The following is a 16,691-nucleotide window of genomic DNA, read 5'->3' on the forward strand; positions in this document are numbered from 1 at the left end:
TTCTCACAAGCAATTACAGCTATTTAGGGTCTCACTAGATGCAAGAACAGTTCTAGTTTTGCTAATCATTTGGGTGATTTGGGGAATTTTCAGGATTCTGAAGATCTTCTAAGTAGTCCATTCTTTTTTTGGCCATTCAGTTAGAATTTCCTGAGATATCAGTCTACATAAAGGGAATCGCATGAAACATTCATGGACCAAGAAAATACTTGCTGCTTCAGTGTCTGCCACTTTGGCATTTACACCACTAATTAGTAATGCATGCACTAGCTTCATGCTCAAGGGCAGTGATGGAGGTTCTGTTTATGGTCGGACCATGGAGTTCGGCATGCCACTCAAGTCTGAGCTCATTACTATTCCCAAGAACTATGCATTAAAAGGAATTGGTACTGATGGTCAATATGGTTCTGGTCGTAGCTGGACCACTAAATATGCTGTCGCTGGAATGAATCCATTAGGTCTGCCGGAGTTGGTTGATGGCATGAATGAAAAAGGGCTGATGGGTGGCGTGCTCAATCTTCCGAATAGCGCTCAATATCAAGCGGTTTCTGCTGCTGATTCAGCGAACAGCATTAACTCAGTTCAGGTTCTTACTTATGCGCTGTCTAATTTTGCAACTGTGGATGAGATTAAGACAGGCTTACAGCAGATTAAAGTCAACGGTGCCAGGCTTGCTATCTATGGCAATGCCACGCCATTAGTGCATTACACCTTCCATGATGCCAATGGAAAAAGCATCGTAGTGGAGTACGTTAAGGGTCAATTGACGATTTTTGATAACCCAATAACCGTTATGACCAATGACCCACCGTTTGAGTATCACTTGCGTGATGTCGGTAACTATGTGAATCTTTCTAATGTCGAGAAACCACCATTGAAAATTCGTGGTGCGACTTTCGATGCGCCTAGCTCAGGCACTGGCTTGCATGGAATGCCTGGCGATTTCTTGAGCACCAGTCGTTTTATTCGTGCACTGTTTTTATCTAATTCAGTACCAACCAGTTTTACCACTGCGCAAATGAGTGATGCTGCTTGGCATATCCTAGGAAGCTTTGATATTCCGCCGGGCTCAGTAACATTGCCTGCAAGCAATCCTTACGGCGGCGGTGTGGGTGGCTACGAAGTAACAGAGTGGACTGTGGTTGCTAACAACAAAAACATGACCTATAGCGTCAAGATGTATGAGAACACCAACATCTACGTATTTGACTTTAAGAAATTAGATGTGAACGCCAAAGAGATGAAGTCAGTAAAGCTAAATCAACCGAAATTAACCTTTCCGGTTAACTGAAATAGGGTGGATGAGCCAAACCCCCGGCACTGGCAGAAATTGGGTTTGGCTGCTTCGTTCCCGACCTGACCAGGTTATCCAACCCACCATGCGGGGAGGCCCATCCAATTCCATTTTAGCTTGTTAGAATGTAAGACATGACAGCATTGGCATTGGCCCGTTCGTGGCGCCCCAAAACCTTCTCTGAATTAGTTGGCCAAGACCATGTGGTTAAGGCCTTAACCCATGCTTTGGATCAGGGTCGCCTGCACCATGCTTGGCTATTTACGGGTACCCGTGGAGTAGGCAAGACCACCATTGCCCGAATTATGGCCAAGGCACTCAATTGCACGGGATCTGATGGTTCCGGCAAGATGACTTCAGAGCCTTGCGGAAAATGCCCAGCCTGCATGGAAATCGACGCAGGTCGCTTTGTTGACTATATCGAGATGGATGCCGCAAGTAATCGTGGTGTTGACGATATTGCTGCTCTCCTAGAAAAGGCTGCTTACGCACCAAGTAATGGTCGTTATAAGGTTTACATGATTGACGAGGTGCACATGCTCACCAATCATGCCTTTAATGCCATGCTCAAAACTTTGGAAGAACCTCCAGAGCACGTCAAATTTATTCTAGCTACTACCGATCCGCAAAAGATCCCAGTAACTATTTTGTCTCGTTGCTTACAGTTCAATCTCAAACAAATGCCAGTACCGCTCATCGTTAAGCATTTGGAAAAAGTACTTGCCTCAGAAAAAGTGGAATACGAAGTCAATGCATTACGTGTCTTGGCTAAAGCAGCGCAAGGCTCTATGCGTGATGCCTTGTCACTCACAGACCAGGCTATCGCTTACGCCGCTGGGAAAGTAACTGAAGAGTCTGTGCGCGGCATGCTGGGTACATTAGATGACGCTTATCTCATTCGCATTCTCGATTGCTTGATTGCTAAAGATGGCGCAAGCCTTCTCTCCGTTGCAAATGAAATGGGCGAACGCAGCATGTCCTTCTCATTAGCATTGCAAGATCTCTCTAGTTTGTTGCAAAAGATTGCAGCAGCTCAAGTTGTTCCAGAGTCTGTATTGGATGATTGGCCAGAAGCAGGTGAGATTCGTCGTTTGGCTACTCAATTAACAAAAGAAGAAGCGCAACTCTTCTATCAAATTACGATTACTAGTCGTCCAGATTTATCACTTGCACCAGATGAGCAAACCGGCTTTGCTATGACGCTCTTGCGCATGTTGGCGTTTCGTCCGGGCAGTGGTGGAGGCGGTAGTTCATCTCCAGCACCATCGGCCCCACCAGTAAATACCGCTCGTCCAGCACCTGCTGCACCAGCGCCTGCTGCTAAAGCAGTTATGCCTGCAGCGGCGCCAGCATCCGCTCCTAGTGCACCAGCTGCCGTAGCTAGCTCAGCAGAACGTCCCGATTGGCATGCATTGATGCGTCAGCTGCCAGTTAAAGGCTTAGTGCAGCAGTTGGCGTTTCAGACGGAGCTGCAAGATTGGAATGATTCAGCGGCTGGAGTGCGTGCAACGATTGTGACGCCAATGCCGCAGCTGGCTTCCGAAGCTTCCGTTGGTCGTTTATGCGATGCACTTACTGCGCACTTTGGTAAGCCGGTGAAGATCGTGATTGAAAAAGGTGAAGTAGAAGGCAAAACCGTTGCAAAGGTTGATGCACAGATTCATCAAGAGAAAAGAATGAACGCGGAACAAATGATTGCTGCCGATCCATTTATTCAGCAATTGGAAAAAGAGTTTGGTGCCAAGGTGGTTGGTGGCTCAGTTAAACCTCTTTAATTAAATATCAATATTCAAAAGCACTAAGGAAATAAAGCGATGATGAAAGGTGGACTTGCTGGCCTCATGAAACAGGCTCAGCAGATGCAAGAGAAGATGAAAACTGCGCAAGCCGAATTGGCTGCGTTGGAAGTGACTGGCCAAGCGGCTGGTGGCTTAGTTAAAGTAACGATCTCTGGCAAATACGAACTTAAGCGTGTACAAATTGATCCAGGTGCAATGGATGATCGCGAGATGTTGGAAGACCTCATCGTGACTGCATACACAGAAGCATTTAAGCAAGTAGAAGCTGCTAGCGCGCAGATTATGTCTGGCGCTACTGCCGGTATGCCAATGCCTCCTGGCTTCAAGTTGCCGTTCTAACTTAATTATTTAGTTGAATTCTTAATGGCACGCATAGAGGCACCTCAAGATGCACTCGGTCGATTGATCGAGGCATTGCGCGTGCTTCCTGGAGTAGGACCTAAGTCTGCTCAGCGCATGGCCTTCTATCTATTGCAGCATGATCGCAATGGTGCAGCTGTACTTGCTCAGTCATTGGGTGAGGCAGTGGAAACGGTAGGACACTGCGCTCGTTGCAATACATTTTCAGAAACACAGATTTGCAGCACATGCTCTGATGAGCGTCGTGATCCATCACTTCTGTGTATTGTGGAAACACCAGCTGACCAAGTCATGGTGGAGCAGACCCTCAGTTTCAAAGGCAATTACTTTGTATTGATGGGACGCCTCTCACCGCTAGATGGCATGGGTCCTAATGAAATTGGCTTCGATCGCCTACTCAATCGTATTGAGACTCCTGATACCGGTGTATCCATTCGTGAAGTAGTCTTGGCCACCAACTTCACCAGTGAGGGCGAAGCAACTGCCCATTACATTGGTGAGGTTCTCAAATCTAAAGGCATTAAGGTGACTCGCATTGCGCGCGGCATTCCGGTGGGTGGTGAACTCGAGTATGTTGACGCTGGCACACTAGCTCGTGCCTTAATGGACCGCCGTTAATTCTGATTCAATCTGGGTGGTAAGTTGTTTTGAGGGCACACTAAAGCCCAATTCAAGCCCAAGCCATCAACAATCCTTTATCAATCCGTCATAACTACGTCATAAAGACTAGGTAAATTGCCTCTTTTTGGGGATAATTTGGTCTGCGCCACCCTTGGGCTTCAATCCCAAGCTGTGTTTGCCTCGTTTTCCTATCGGCATGTTGCTAATGCATAGCACTGGCATCCCAACTAGAAATTGTGAATGACCCGCAAGATTTATCTACTCCTCCTGTTGAGCATGATTTGCACGTTTTTCGGAGCAACTGCATTTGCGCAGAAGGCGGGATCAGGCTCGGATCAAATTGCGAGCTTTGCATCACCTATTGATAATTTACCAACCGAAGGAACGCTTTTTGGTTTACCTGTAAATATTCACGGTCAAACAACTTACATCAATCAGCGCTACAACAATTTCACATCTAGCTACTCTGGAGAAAATAGCCTTTCTTCATTGAAGTCAATGAGCTATACCTGGTCAGGCACTCTATTTTTTGGTGCACGTCTAGCCCCAAATACAGATGTGTATTTCAACCCAGAGGTGGTATCTGGTGTCCCATTTTCAGATCTCTCTGGTTTAGGTGGATTTACAAACGGTGAGGCTACTAAAGCAAATGGTGCGCAGGCCAAGTTTTATTCTGCGCGCGCATTTCTGCGTCAGACCATTAACCAAGAGGGCGATAAAGTTGTTCTCGAAAATGAGGCCAACCAAATCACACAAACTGTTAGCAGTAATCGTGTTGTAGTTACCGCTGGACAGTTTTCTACTTTAGATATTTTTGACGATAGTCGCTACGCTAAAGATCCTCGTATTCAGTTCATGAACTGGGGCAATATGACCTATCTAGCTTATGACTACGCTGCCGACGCACGCGGCTACAGTACTGGCTTAGCGGGCGAATGGTACCTCAGTAATTGGGTTATGAGAGCTTCTCGTATGCTGGCTCCAAAGTCCCCCAATGGCCGCGATTTAAATTGGCAAATATTTAATGCCTATGGCGATCAAATTGAAGTGGAGCGTCAACACAATATTGCAGATTTACCAGGTAAGGTAAGTGTGCTTGCTTATCGCAATCGAATGATTCTGGCGCGTTTTCAGGATGCAACAAATTATGTTGTTTCTAATAACGCCCAAGGCACGCAAGCAATTAATAATGTGCGAACCAACTATCAATACAAAACTGGTATTGGCGTTAATGGCGAACAAGCTTTAACAAAAGATCTCGGAATCTATGGTCGCGCCTTCACTTCTGATGGTCATACTGAAACGATGTCGTTTACTGAAGCAGATAACTCCATATCGGTAGGCATGGGATTGAATGGCACAAGTTGGAGCCGACCTAAAGATACGATTGGCATCTCGATGATGCAAAACGGGCTATCGAGCTATCGTAAAAACTATTTGCAATCTGGTGGGGTGTCTTACTTTATTGGCGACTATGCTGGCCCTGGTCAAACAATTTCTTATCGTCCAGAGCGAATCGGGGAGGTGTATTACAACGCCACCGTGATCAAGAATGTCTTGGCTGGTTTGAACTTTCAGCACATTAATAATCCTGCCTACAACTCCGCTCGCGGGCCTGTGAACATTCTGTCTTTTAGGGTTCATGCCGAGTTTTAAGGGCTTTGCTGACGGCAGGCATTAGGGGGCATAATTATTATCTTTATAATCAATAACTTAGAGAGATCTAATTATTCGGCTTTTGACTTTTGTCCCCTATAATCTTTTAAACCCCCTGAAATGGGTATAGATTGGATCTAAATCTGCATCTGGGGCTATAAAAAACAGTATTTGATTGATTTAGAGGCAGCCGCATTTGTTGATTCTCGGCAAACATACAACTGGGGTAGTTGAATCGCTTAAAAGCAAGACTTCACTTGCGGTACTTGCTTGTGTTCTTTATACCTCCGCCTCACCGTTATCCATTTTTGCTCAGCCATCCCAGGATGTTGCTCCAGCAAGTGTCACTGTTCAGTCAGGTGATGCCTCTTTGGCCGCACCCCCATCCATTGGTGCACAGCTAAGTGCGCAAGATCCACCAGTAGTATCAAACTCTAAAGCGGCTGAATTGTTTGCTCCCGTAACAAAAGCAAACATGCCAACGATTTACGCCAAGCCAGCGTCATCAGGCTCAACAGAGATGGATTTGCGTCAGCTGTGGAGTGAGCTCAAGATGAACAATCCGCAACTGTCATCGTTGCGTGAATCCTATTTATCTGCCAAGGCAACTGTTCCACAAATCAACGCGCCAGCCAATCCACAAGTAGGCTTGGTGTGGTCAGGTATGCCAGCGAATTCTCCATTTGCTTTGGGTGGAGCAAATGCGCCATCGCCACAATATCCTAGCGGTATCAGCAGTAATAACTCGATATCAGTAGCACAACCCCTTCAATTTCCGGGCAAGAAAAGTCTTGCTGCCGATATTGCTGATACCAATGCTGAAGCCTTATTGGCAAGCTCAGAGTCTACTTATTTGCAATTGGGCGCTCAGCTCTCAACTCTGTACTACAGCGCTTTGTCTTCTCAGAAGCAGCTGGCGGTCCTGAAAGAATCTGTTATCCGTTTAGAGATGATTAAGAATGTTGCTAAGGCGCGTTATGCTAATAATGCTGCAGCATATGTTGAATATTTGAATGCTCAAGTAGCGCAAAGTGCGGCTCAAGCAGATCAATTTAATGTAGAGCGTCAACTACATGTTGCTTTGCATAGCATTAATACTTTAGTTGGTCGGCATTCTCGCGAAAAATTAGTATTGCGTGGCGATGTTCGTCGTGCCATGAGTAAGGTTCCAACCTTAGTGGAACTAGAAGACTATGCAGAGAATAGTCATCCATCTTTGAAAAGCTCAGCGTTGCAATTAGATGCGGCACGCAAAGGCGTGGACTTGGCAAAGAAAGCCTACTTGCCAGATTTTCAGGTAATTGGCTCATCCTATACGCCGCGTGGACCATTCTCCGCAAATAATGGCGCGATGTTTTATCAGTTCGAATTAGATCTCATTATTCCTTTGTACTTCTTCACTAAGGAAAAGTATGGGGTAGAGCAAGCACAGCGCAATCAAGCAGCTGCAGAAGCGGGCAATATTTCGAATCGTCAGCAAATCGTTTTGGCTGTAAACACAGCCTATGCTGTTTACGAGCAAGCCAGGAATCAAACTCAATTTTTGAGGGAGCGCCAAGTGCCCCAGGCTGATGCTGCTTACAAGGTGGGTCTGACGCAGTACTCAAATAATGGTCAAGGCTTCAATGATTTGTTGACTGCGCAAACACAATTGCGTAACTTGGAGATTGCGTTGGCTCAGGCTGAGAGCAATCTACTGCAAGCGCAAGCGGTATTAATGGTTTCAGCGGGTAAAGAGCCCTTTTAAGGAGTAGTTTTGAAAGACAAAATTCTTTCGTTTCTAAAACATGTGTCAGAAAAGGCCAAGCCAATTCTGCATAAAGGCGCATCTCATGGTACTCACCATGCAAAAGTAGCCGCTGCTGGCTTGGCTGGCTTGTATTGGAATCTATCTCCGCAGAATCGTTATCGTGTTCGTCTCGCCGCTTTTGCTTTTGCCATTCTTTCATTGGGCATCGTAGTGGGGCGTGTGACTAACGTCAATCGTACTGTCAAGATTGAGGCTTCCGATAAGGCACTCAAAGTAGAAAAAACGGGTGTGCTTGAGTTGAAGTTGCCTGGCGTTCAGCTCAACCCGGAGATTTATGTATTTCAAACAGCTGAAAAAGTGCAAGTGCCGGTCAATATCAAAGTGCCAGGACGATTAGCGTTTAATGCTGAAAAATCTAAAGTACTTTCAGCGCGTGCGCCAGGCCGAGTGGAGCGTATTTATGCTTTCGATGGCGCTCAAGTCGAAATTGGTTCACCAATCGTTGAGTTATACAGCCCAGAATTTTTATCAGCACAGCAGGAGTATTTGCTTTCATCAAAAACCGCTAAGGTTCTCGAAGCAAGTAAAACAATGAGTGACTTATTGGGTGATGCGCGAATTACCCAACAGGCAGCCGCTAACCGTATGAGAAATCTTGGTGCCGGCGATGGTGATATTAAAAGTATCGAATCCACTGGCAAGACTAGTAACAACTTAATCATGCGCTCCCCTTTAAAAGGGGTTGTAGTCAAGCGTAACGTCGAGCCAGGTTCTGCTGTGAACTCTGGTGATGTTATTGCCACTTTGGCTGACCCTAAGCAACTCTGGTTCTTGGGTAATGTGTTTGAGCAAGATTTTCGTTTGATCAAGCAGGGTCAAAAAATGGTTTTGCACCTAGAGGCTTATCCAGAAAAAGAATTTGTTGCCTACGCGAATTACATTTCACCAACAGTTGATCCGCAAACACGTGCTTTATTAATTCGTGCGGATGTTGAAAATACTGATGATCTTTTACGCCCAGACATGTTTGCATCAGGTTCATTAACTACGGGTACAGCGGATGCGGTAGTGGTTCCGCAATCCGCTATTGTGCGAGTGCGTGAAAATCGGTACGCCATTGTTAGAGTTGGCCCAGAAACTTTCCGCCGTGTTCCTGTTAAGGGATATGACCTCAATAGCAAGAGCTTTGCTATTACTGAGGGTGTAGAGCAGGGTTGGCAAGTGCTATCTGAAGGCGCAGTTTTGTTAAACGATCGTTTTGCAAAGCAGGAGGACTAAGTGAGCGTTTTCACCTCTTTTATTCGAGGGGTAGTTGAGAAGCGCGCGCTCGTCATTTTTGCGTCGATCGTATTGCTTGGCTTAGGAATGCTCAGTTTGAGTAAGTTGCCAATCCAGCCATATCCAGGCGTTGCACCATTAACGATTCAAGCTATTTCACAGTGGCCCGGAAGAAGTACCACTGAAGTTGAGCAGCAGGTCACTATTCCGGTTGAGAATGCTCTGGCAGGTATTCCAGGCTTGCAAGCGTTCCGCTCAGTATCACTTTTCGGTTTATCTGTCGTCACTCTCAAATTTAATGACACTGCCGATCCATTTAAGGCGCGCCAAACCTTTTTAGCTAACCTAGCTAATGTTGCTTTTCCACCTGGTGTCACATCCAGCATTAGCCCGGACTCGGATGCGACGGGTGAGATCATGCGTTACGAGGTGCGCTCTGAGTATGCATCTTCAACTTTATTGAAGACCTTACAAAACTATGAGATCTATAAAGAGCTTAAGCAAACCCCGGGTGTAGCTGATGTCTCGTCTTTTGGCGGCAAGGTTCGCCAATATCAAGTCATTGTTAGCCCTGAGAGCCTGCAAGCTAAAGGGGTGTCTGTTAATCAGTTAATCACTGCTCTAACAAATGCCAATAGCAATACTGGTGGCGGTCTACTGCCAAGTGGTGAGCAACAGTTTGTAGTGCGTGGCGTAGGTCTTTTGAAGAATATTGATGACATTAAGCAGGTGGTTGTCGCTATTAATAATGGCGTCCCCATTCGGATTGGCGATGTTGCACGGGTAGAGATTGGCAATGCGCCACGTTTGGGTATGTTCCAGTTCAATGACAATCCTGATTCAGTTGAAGGCATTGTTTACTTACGTCGAGGTGAGAATGCTACTGAAGTATTGGCACGCGTTCGCAATACTGTTGAAAACATTAATAAACATATTCTTCCGCCAGGAATTGAAGTAAAACCTTTCTACGATCGTCAAGTGCTGCTCGATATCACGATTGGCACCGTTAAACATACTTTGTTCTTCGGTATCTCGCTGGTATTGGCAGTTCTCTTTTTCTTTCTTGGAAATATTCGTGCAGCGGCTGTTGTAGCTGCAGTGATTCCCTTGGCGCTGTGCGTGTCATTTATTCAAATGCATTTGTGGAGCGTGCCAGCCAATTTGATTTCATTGGGTGCGATTGACTTTGGTGTCATCGTTGACTCTGCAGTGATTCTGACTGAAAACGTGATGCGTCACCTAGAGGAGGGCGGTAAGCGCCTGAACCAAAGCATTATTCTGGCTACTAGTGAAGTACAGCGTGCCATGATTTATTCCACTGGCATCATCATCGTGGCCTATTCGCCATTGTTCTTTATGGGTGGTGTAGAGGGAATTATCTTTAAGCCAATGGCTTTCACCATGGGCTTTGCCTTGATTGCAGCGATGATTCTGAGTCTGACATTCTTGCCGGCAATGATTTCATTAGTGTTTGGCGAGAATCTACATCACAAACCACCATCTTTTATTACCAAGATTTTGGATAGCTACAAGCCATTACTCAGAAGGTGGATGGATCGTCCATTAACCATTTTCTCAGTAGCCGTATTTGTATTGGGTATTACTTTATTAAGTATGACTCGCTTAGGCACTGCCTTCTTACCAACCTTGGAAGAAAACAATATTTGGTTGCGGGTAACCCTGCCTAATACGGTTGATCTTGATTACTCAGTCAAAGTTGCCAACCAATTACGCGAAACCTTTATGAAGCAGCCGGAGATTGAAAAGGTTGCCGCGCAGATTGGCCGTCCAGATGATGGTACTGACTCCACCGGTGTATTTAACCAAGAATATGGGCTTTACTTAAAGAGTCCGGACAAGATGCCAAGCGGATCCTCAAAGAAGGATTTGATTGCGCATTTAGAAATTGAGCTCAATAAGATTCCAGGTATTACCTACAGCTTCTCTCAGTACATCCAAGACAATGTTAACGAAGCTTTATCCGGCGTTAAGGGAGAGAACTCCGTCAAGATTTACGGTACCGATCTTGAGGTTCTAGATCAAAAAGCACATGAGGTCATTGATCAGCTCAAAAAGGTTCGTGGTGTAGCGGATGAAGGCATTCTGAAAGAGTTAGGTCAGCCGACGCTCAACATTCAGATTGATCGTGATCGTGCAGCACGTTATGGCATTAATGTGAATGATATCCAGACGGTGGTAGCAAACGCGATTGGTGGCGCTGCTGTAACTAACTTGCTTGAAGATGAAAAAACTTTTGGTATTGCCGTACGCCTCAATGAAGGTAGCCGTAACGACGTTGCTGATATTGGCCACTTACTAGTTGAGGCACCTGACGGCACCCAGATTCCTTTATCGATGGTGGCTAGTGTTCGTTTAACGGACGGTCCATTCTTTATCTATCGTGAGGCAGGTAAGCGTTATATCGCGATTAAATTCAGTGTTCGTAATCGTGACTTGGGCAGTGCGGTAGAGGATGCCCAGTTCTTGGTGGAAAAGAACATTACCTTGCCGCCTAACTATTCGATTAGCTGGGATGGCCAGTTCAATCAAATGAAGCAAGCGCAGAAGAAGCTGATGTTGATTGTGCCGTTGGCATTGCTAGGCATCTTCTTATTGCTCGTGAGCGCATTTGGTAATTTCCGCGATGCTTTCATCGTCATGATCAACGTGCCATTTGCTGCCATCGGTGGCGTCATTGCTTTGCATCTCGCAGGTGAGACTCTCAGTATCTCGGCATTCTTTGGGTTCCTCTCACTATTTGGTATTGCAATCCAGGATGGCGTGATACTAATTTCCTTTATCAATAAGACGGCTGCCACCGAACATGATCAGATGAAAGACATCATGGTGGAGGGTGCATCATTGCGGGTTCGTCCAGTATTGATGACTGCGGCGCTTTCAGGGCTAGGGCTCTTGCCTGCAGCCTTATCTCATTCGATTGGCTCTGAGGCGCAACGCCCCTTGGCTTTAGTGATTGTGGGTGGTATGGTAACCACCACGATCTTGACGCTTTTAGTATTGCCAGTCATTTATGGCTGGTTTAGAGGTCGCGCTTTAACACCAGCAACTAATAGTTAATCACCTGATTTAATAGCCAATAGAAAGAACTTAATAGTCATGAGCAATCGTCAACCGCACATCTTGGTCTCCAATGATGATGGCTATTTAGCTCCCGGATTATTGGCTCTAGTAAACGCAGTGCGTCCCTTGGGTCGTATTACGGTGATCGCTCCCGAGCAAAACCATAGTGGCGCATCAAATTCATTAACACTCTCAAGACCGCTCTCGATTCATCGAGTGGCTGGTGGCGAACGCGATGGATTTTTCTTTATCAATGGCACGCCGACCGATTGTGTGCACGTTGCCATGACTGGTTTCTTAGATGAAAAGCCTGACTTGGTGATCTCTGGCATTAATCAAGGCGAGAACATGGGTGAAGATACGCTTTACTCTGGGACAGTAGCTGCTGCCGTTGAAGGTGTGATGTTTGGAGTGCCCGGCATTGCTTTCTCACAAATTGATCGTGGCTGGAATCGCATTGAAGACGCCGCTAAAGCAGCGCACGATGTAGTGGCGCAAATGCTGGTGTCTGCCTTAAGCAAGAATCATGCTGATGGCGTAGCAACACTGCTTAACGTCAATATTCCCAATCGTCCTTACGCCGATCTTTATCGCTGGCGCGTAACTCGCCTGGGCAATCGCCATCATTCACAGCCAGTAGTGGTGCAAGATAGCCCTCGTGGCGACAAGATTTACTGGATTGGTGCGGCAGGTGATGTCAAAGAGGGCTCCGAAGGCACAGACTTTCATGCGATTGCCGAAGGATGCATTTCCATCACGCCAATGCAATTGGATTTAACGCACCATGCTCGCTTAGCAGCAATGCGCGCAAATGGATGGGATCGCGGTTGAAGGCTCCAACAGAACGCTTTGCTGCGTATCGGCAAGCGCTAGCTGCAAAAGTGCATGCTGGTGGCGTAAAGCACGGCAAAACTTTAGAGGCGATTGCCACCGTTCCAAGGCATGCATTTATGGATGCAGGTCTACATGCGCAAGCTTATGAAGATACGGCCTTACCTATCGGTCATGAGCAAACTATCTCAAAGCCATCCGTAGTAGCGCGCATGATTGAACTACTTCATAAGCCTAAGCACAAACTAGGCAAAGTTCTAGAGATTGGAACTGGTTGTGGTTATCAAGCGGCAGTTCTCAGTTTGCTAGCGGATGAGGTTTACTCAATTGAGCGTATACGCCCATTGCATGACATGGCTAGAGCTAAGTTACGCCCATTTCGGATTAATAATTTGCGTCTGATTTATGGTGATGGCATCTTAGGTTTGCCCCAAGCCGCACCATTTGATGGGATCATCTTGGCGGCTGCAGGCTTAGGGATTCCGGATGCCTTATTGGACCAACTCTCGATTGGCGGTCGTCTGGTTGCCCCAGTTGCTAAAAATGACAAAGAACAGCAGTTGGTGATGGTGGAGAGGATGAGCTCCCAGCGCTACCAAAGAACTGTGCTGGACGAGGTCTTTTTTGTCCCCTTACAATCAGGGGTAGTATAAGTTTTATGATGAATTCAACAATTCAGAACCTAATTTAATGTCACGTACCTTATTGAAGTCTTCCCTTATTGCGCTCATGACCACATCATTGGTATTGGTTGTGGGTTGCAGTACTGTGCCACGCGCTAAACCTGCCAGCGTCACAGATCGTAGTGCTGGCACTACTGAGCCTACGCCGCCTGGTTACTACCGTGTGAAAAAAGGGGATACCTTAGCGCGTATTGCTTTGGATCATGGCCAAGCTCCGCGCGATGTCACTCAGTGGAATAAAGCAGTCAACCCTAACTTCAACCCTAATGTGATTGAAGTGGGTGATTTGATTTTGATTAAAGCGCCTGCAGGTTCTAAGCCGGCACGTGTTGCGGATAAGAAGCCGGTAGCAGATAAATCAGATTCACCTGCAGCTACTCCAGAGCCAGCAAAAGCTGAAGTGGTGGCTGAGCCAGGCATTCGTTTATCTTGGCCCGCAAAGGGCAAGGTCATCGCTGAATTTAGTGAGACCAATAAAGGGATTGATATTGCCGGGAAGGTTGGCGAACCTGTGCTTGCAGCATCTGACGGTAAGGTGGTCTACGCCGGAAATAGCTTGCGTGGTTATGGCAATTTAGTCATTGTTAAACATGACAACACTTATCTCACTGCTTATGCTCACAATAGCAAGCTCTTGGTAAAAGAAGGTGATTCTGTGCGTAAGGGTCAGAGGATTGCCGAGATGGGCGATACAGATGCCAATGCAATCAAGTTGCACTTTGAGTTACGCGTTAACGGAAAACCAGTTAATCCAACGCCGTATCTGCAGTAACGTTGCCTTAAGTAAGTATGGCGACCGTTCTCGTATTCGATATTGAAACCATTCCTGATGTAGCGGGATTGCGTCGTCTGGAAGATTTTCCAGAATCTATGAGCGATACCGAAGTAGCTAGCAAGGCCATGGCTGATCGTGCCGCTAAAACTGGCAGTGAATTTCTGCCTCTATTCCTACAAAAGATTGTGGCTATATCTTGCGTGATTCGCAGAACCACCAAAGAAGGTTTGCCACAAATTAAAGTTGGTACCTTAGGCACCCCACAAGATGATGAAAAGGTTTTGGTGCAAGCCTTCTTTGATCTGATTGAAAAATACACACCGCAATTGGTTTCATGGAATGGCAGTGGCTTTGACTTGCCTGTATTGCACTATCGCGCTCTGGCGAATCATATTCAAGCACCGCGTTATTGGGAGATGGGCGAGAGCCAAGAGTCAGATAGCCGTGAATTTAAGTGGAATAACTACATTAGTCGTTATCACATGCGTCATCTCGATATGATGGATCTCTTGGCTAAATTTAATGGTCGCGCCAATGCGCCTCTCGATGGCTTGGCTAAGCTCTGCGGCTTTCCGGGCAAGATGGGTATGGATGGCAGTCAAGTGTGGCCCGCTTACCAAGATGGCAAGATTAATGACATTCGTCGTTACTGTGAGACTGATGTGGTCAACACTTATCTCATGTACTGTCGGTTTCAGTTGCTACGTGGTGGCTTTTCTCTTGAGGAGTACCAAGAAGAGATTGAGTTTGTAAAAGCCTACCTAGAAAAAGAAGCTAAAGAGCCCAATGGTGCTCAGTGGCAAGAATATCTCCAGGGTTTTTCTGCGGATGCGTAGAGGGGATAAGCCAGTCAATATTGAGGTGACTGAGCCAATTAAAGTCGAAGCCTTGGATCTAGACGCCCAAGGCATTGCACGCTTAGCACCTAATGAGGAAGAGGCTGCCCAAGGTCAAAGTGGCAAAGTCATCTTTATTAAAGGTGCATTGCCAACCGAGTTGGTGACTTACACGATTACTAGTGATAAATCCCGGTTTAGCAAAGCTAAAGTGCGCGATATTCTGAAGCCTGCAGTGTTTAGGGCTGAGCCCAAATGTCAGGCCTTCGGTGTCTGCGGTGGCTGCACCATGCAGCATTTAGACATTCGTGCACAAGTTGCCATGAAGCAGCGCGTGCTTGAAGATGATCTACAACACATTGCCAAGGTAAGGCCCGGAGAAATCTTGCGCCCGATGGGTGGGCCTACTTGGGAATACCGTCATCGTGCACGCCTCAGCGCCGTTAATCGCTCTATCAAAAAAGGCACTGTACTCATTGGCTTTCATGAAGGCAAGAGTGGCTATGTTGCTGACATGCTTGCGTGCGAGATTTTGCCAAAGCACGTATCTGACTTATTGCCAGAGATGCGCAAATTGGTGATGGGTTTGTCCATCGTCGACCGTATGCCACAAATTGAAATTGCCGTTGGCGAGCCTGAAGATGCGCAATCAGAAGATCCTAAAAAATCAAAACCAGTTACCGCATTGGTGTTTCGTAATCTCAAGCCCCTGACGGCTGATGATGAGCAATTGCTGAGAGTATTTGCCGATCAGCATCAGGTCTGGATATGGTTGCAGCCTAAAGGGATTGAGACGGTAGCGCCGTTTTATCCTGAGAGTGGCAAGCTTTGCTACCGCCTGCCTGAGTTTGAAATCGAGATGCCATTTAAGCCGGCAGATTTCACGCAGGTTAATCATATGATGAATCGCGCATTAGTCAGTAGGGCGATTCGCTTGCTTGAAGTAAAGCCAACGGATCGTGTGCTCGATTTATTTTGTGGGATTGGTAATTTCACATTACCGCTGGCCAGAAAGGCAAAACAAGTTTTAGGTATCGAAGGTTTGGCAAGCTTAACCACAAGAGCAAAAGCTAATGCGGAACATAACGGCTTGGCTGACAAGGCAAGTTTCATGCAAAGTGATTTATTTGAAGTGACGCCAGAAACGATTGCATCCTGGGGAAAAGCAGAGCGCTGGCTAATGGATCCACCGCGAGAAGGCGCGATGGAGATTTGCAAGGCGTTAGCTGAATTACACCTTCAGCAAAGTGACTTGCTCCCTCAGCGTATTGTGTACGTCTCCTGTAACCCCAAAACCTTGGCAAGAGATGTTGAGATCCTGTGCCATCAAGCGGGCTACTCCTTGAGTAGTGCAGGGATTATTAATATGTTCCCTCACACCTCACATGTGGAGTCCATGGCGGTTTTTGATCGGCTGTAGTGACCAAAATCGCTCATTGAGCAGTATTTTCCCAATAAGCCAGCTGGGATTGCCCCAATTTAGTGCGTAGAGCCTAAATCCAGTGCGCCTGGTAAATGCTTCAACCCAACCTAAGAGTAGATTGAGTCTGTGCAGTGATGCTTAGCTGCCAAACCCGTAAATTACTTTTGGGAGCCTGTCATGAAAGCCTCAGATAGTTTTGCCCTCTTATTGATTTTGATGGCGCTGTCTTACGCAGTGAGCATGTTTGTAGCTGTTTAGTTTCTAGTCGCAAGCAATTCACACGAAGCTTATTTTGTAGCAAATA

Annotated in this window: 12 protein-coding genes, 1 other RNA gene and 1 pseudogene; 13 read left to right on the forward strand and 1 reads right to left on the reverse strand. The window is 46.4% G+C overall.

Features of this window, described 5'->3' with window-relative positions:
• The first annotated feature begins 181 nt into the window (after nt 1-181).
• Entirely contained in the window at nt 182-1,291 is a 1,110-nt protein-coding gene (locus ICN23_RS07710) for a linear amide C-N hydrolase (protein ID WP_216231596.1), read from the forward strand.
• A gap of 6 nt (nt 1,292-1,297) precedes the next feature.
• Here the strand turns inward: ICN23_RS07710 and ffs are convergent.
• Nucleotides 1,298-1,396, reverse strand: an RNA gene (ffs, locus tag ICN23_RS07715) — signal recognition particle sRNA small type.
• Nucleotides 1,397-1,428: 32 nt separating this feature from the next.
• Here ffs and dnaX point away from each other — a divergent pair.
• The 12 genes and pseudogenes from dnaX to rlmD all read left to right on the forward strand — a co-directional run bounded on the left by dnaX (nt 1,429) and on the right by rlmD (nt 16,384).
• A complete protein-coding gene (dnaX, locus tag ICN23_RS07720; RefSeq protein WP_216231597.1) occupies nt 1,429-3,069 on the forward strand; it encodes a DNA polymerase III subunit gamma/tau in 1,641 nt (546 codons plus the stop codon).
• A 39-nt stretch (nt 3,070-3,108) separates the two neighbouring features.
• Nucleotides 3,109-3,432 (forward strand): YbaB/EbfC family nucleoid-associated protein, encoded by a 324-nt coding sequence (locus ICN23_RS07725; RefSeq protein WP_216231598.1) that lies wholly within the window; start codon nt 3,109-3,111, stop codon nt 3,430-3,432.
• 24 nt (nt 3,433-3,456) lie between these two features.
• Nucleotides 3,457-4,071: a recombination mediator RecR gene (gene recR / locus ICN23_RS07730; RefSeq protein ID WP_216231599.1), complete on the forward strand. Its 615-nt coding sequence runs from the start codon at nt 3,457-3,459 to the stop codon at nt 4,069-4,071.
• Between the two features lie 243 nt (nt 4,072-4,314).
• Nucleotides 4,315-5,730 (forward strand): carbohydrate porin, encoded by a 1,416-nt coding sequence (locus ICN23_RS07735; protein ID WP_216231600.1) that lies wholly within the window; start codon nt 4,315-4,317, stop codon nt 5,728-5,730.
• Between the two features lie 196 nt (nt 5,731-5,926).
• Nucleotides 5,927-7,477, forward strand: coding sequence for a TolC family protein (locus ICN23_RS07740; protein WP_255532735.1), 1,551 nt, complete (start codon nt 5,927-5,929; stop codon nt 7,475-7,477).
• Between the two features lie 9 nt (nt 7,478-7,486).
• Nucleotides 7,487-8,758, forward strand: a complete 1,272-nt coding sequence (locus ICN23_RS07745; protein WP_216231601.1) for an efflux RND transporter periplasmic adaptor subunit — start codon at nt 7,487-7,489, stop codon at nt 8,756-8,758.
• Complete coding sequence (locus tag ICN23_RS07750; RefSeq protein ID WP_216231602.1) at nt 8,759-11,836, forward strand: CusA/CzcA family heavy metal efflux RND transporter; 3,078 nt, start codon at nt 8,759-8,761, stop codon at nt 11,834-11,836.
• Nucleotides 11,837-11,875: 39 nt separating this feature from the next.
• Nucleotides 11,876-12,670 (forward strand): 5'/3'-nucleotidase SurE, encoded by a 795-nt coding sequence (surE, locus tag ICN23_RS07755; protein ID WP_216214433.1) that lies wholly within the window; start codon nt 11,876-11,878, stop codon nt 12,668-12,670.
• Between the two features lie 29 nt (nt 12,671-12,699).
• Nucleotides 12,700-13,323: pseudogene (locus tag ICN23_RS07760) on the forward strand (protein-L-isoaspartate(D-aspartate) O-methyltransferase); the annotation flags it as partial.
• A 37-nt stretch (nt 13,324-13,360) separates the two neighbouring features.
• Complete coding sequence (locus ICN23_RS07765) at nt 13,361-14,125, forward strand: peptidoglycan DD-metalloendopeptidase family protein (RefSeq protein ID WP_216231604.1); 765 nt, start codon at nt 13,361-13,363, stop codon at nt 14,123-14,125.
• A gap of 17 nt (nt 14,126-14,142) precedes the next feature.
• Nucleotides 14,143-14,964, forward strand: coding sequence for a 3'-5' exonuclease (locus ICN23_RS07770; RefSeq protein WP_216214439.1), 822 nt, complete (start codon nt 14,143-14,145; stop codon nt 14,962-14,964).
• On the forward strand, nt 14,957-16,384 hold the full coding sequence (gene rlmD / locus ICN23_RS07775; protein ID WP_216231969.1) for a 23S rRNA (uracil(1939)-C(5))-methyltransferase RlmD: 1,428 nt from the start codon (nt 14,957-14,959) through the stop codon (nt 16,382-16,384). The genes ICN23_RS07770 and rlmD overlap by 8 nt, the downstream gene beginning before the upstream one ends.
• Nucleotides 16,385-16,691 lie beyond the last annotated feature (307 nt).

The organism is Polynucleobacter sp. MWH-Jannik1A5 (genome assembly GCF_018881795.1).
Classification (GTDB): domain Bacteria; phylum Pseudomonadota; class Gammaproteobacteria; order Burkholderiales; family Burkholderiaceae; genus Polynucleobacter.

Excerpts from the sequence above, each read along its gene's own strand:
- ICN23_RS07725 (WP_216231598.1), top strand. The coding sequence starts at position 3,109 with ATGATGAAAGGTGGACTTGCTGGCCTCATGAAACAGGCTCAGCAGATG.
- rlmD (WP_216231969.1), top strand. The coding sequence starts at position 14,957 with ATGCGTAGAGGGGATAAGCCAGTCAATATTGAGGTGACTGAGCCAATT.
- ICN23_RS07770 (WP_216214439.1), top strand. The coding sequence starts at position 14,143 with ATGGCGACCGTTCTCGTATTCGATATTGAAACCATTCCTGATGTAGCG.
- ICN23_RS07735 (WP_216231600.1), top strand. The coding sequence starts at position 4,315 with ATGACCCGCAAGATTTATCTACTCCTCCTGTTGAGCATGATTTGCACG.
- surE (WP_216214433.1), top strand. The coding sequence starts at position 11,876 with ATGAGCAATCGTCAACCGCACATCTTGGTCTCCAATGATGATGGCTAT.
- ICN23_RS07710 (WP_216231596.1), top strand. The coding sequence starts at position 182 with ATGAAACATTCATGGACCAAGAAAATACTTGCTGCTTCAGTGTCTGCC.
- ICN23_RS07765 (WP_216231604.1), top strand. The coding sequence starts at position 13,361 with ATGTCACGTACCTTATTGAAGTCTTCCCTTATTGCGCTCATGACCACA.
- recR (WP_216231599.1), top strand. The coding sequence starts at position 3,457 with ATGGCACGCATAGAGGCACCTCAAGATGCACTCGGTCGATTGATCGAG.
- dnaX (WP_216231597.1), top strand. The coding sequence starts at position 1,429 with ATGACAGCATTGGCATTGGCCCGTTCGTGGCGCCCCAAAACCTTCTCT.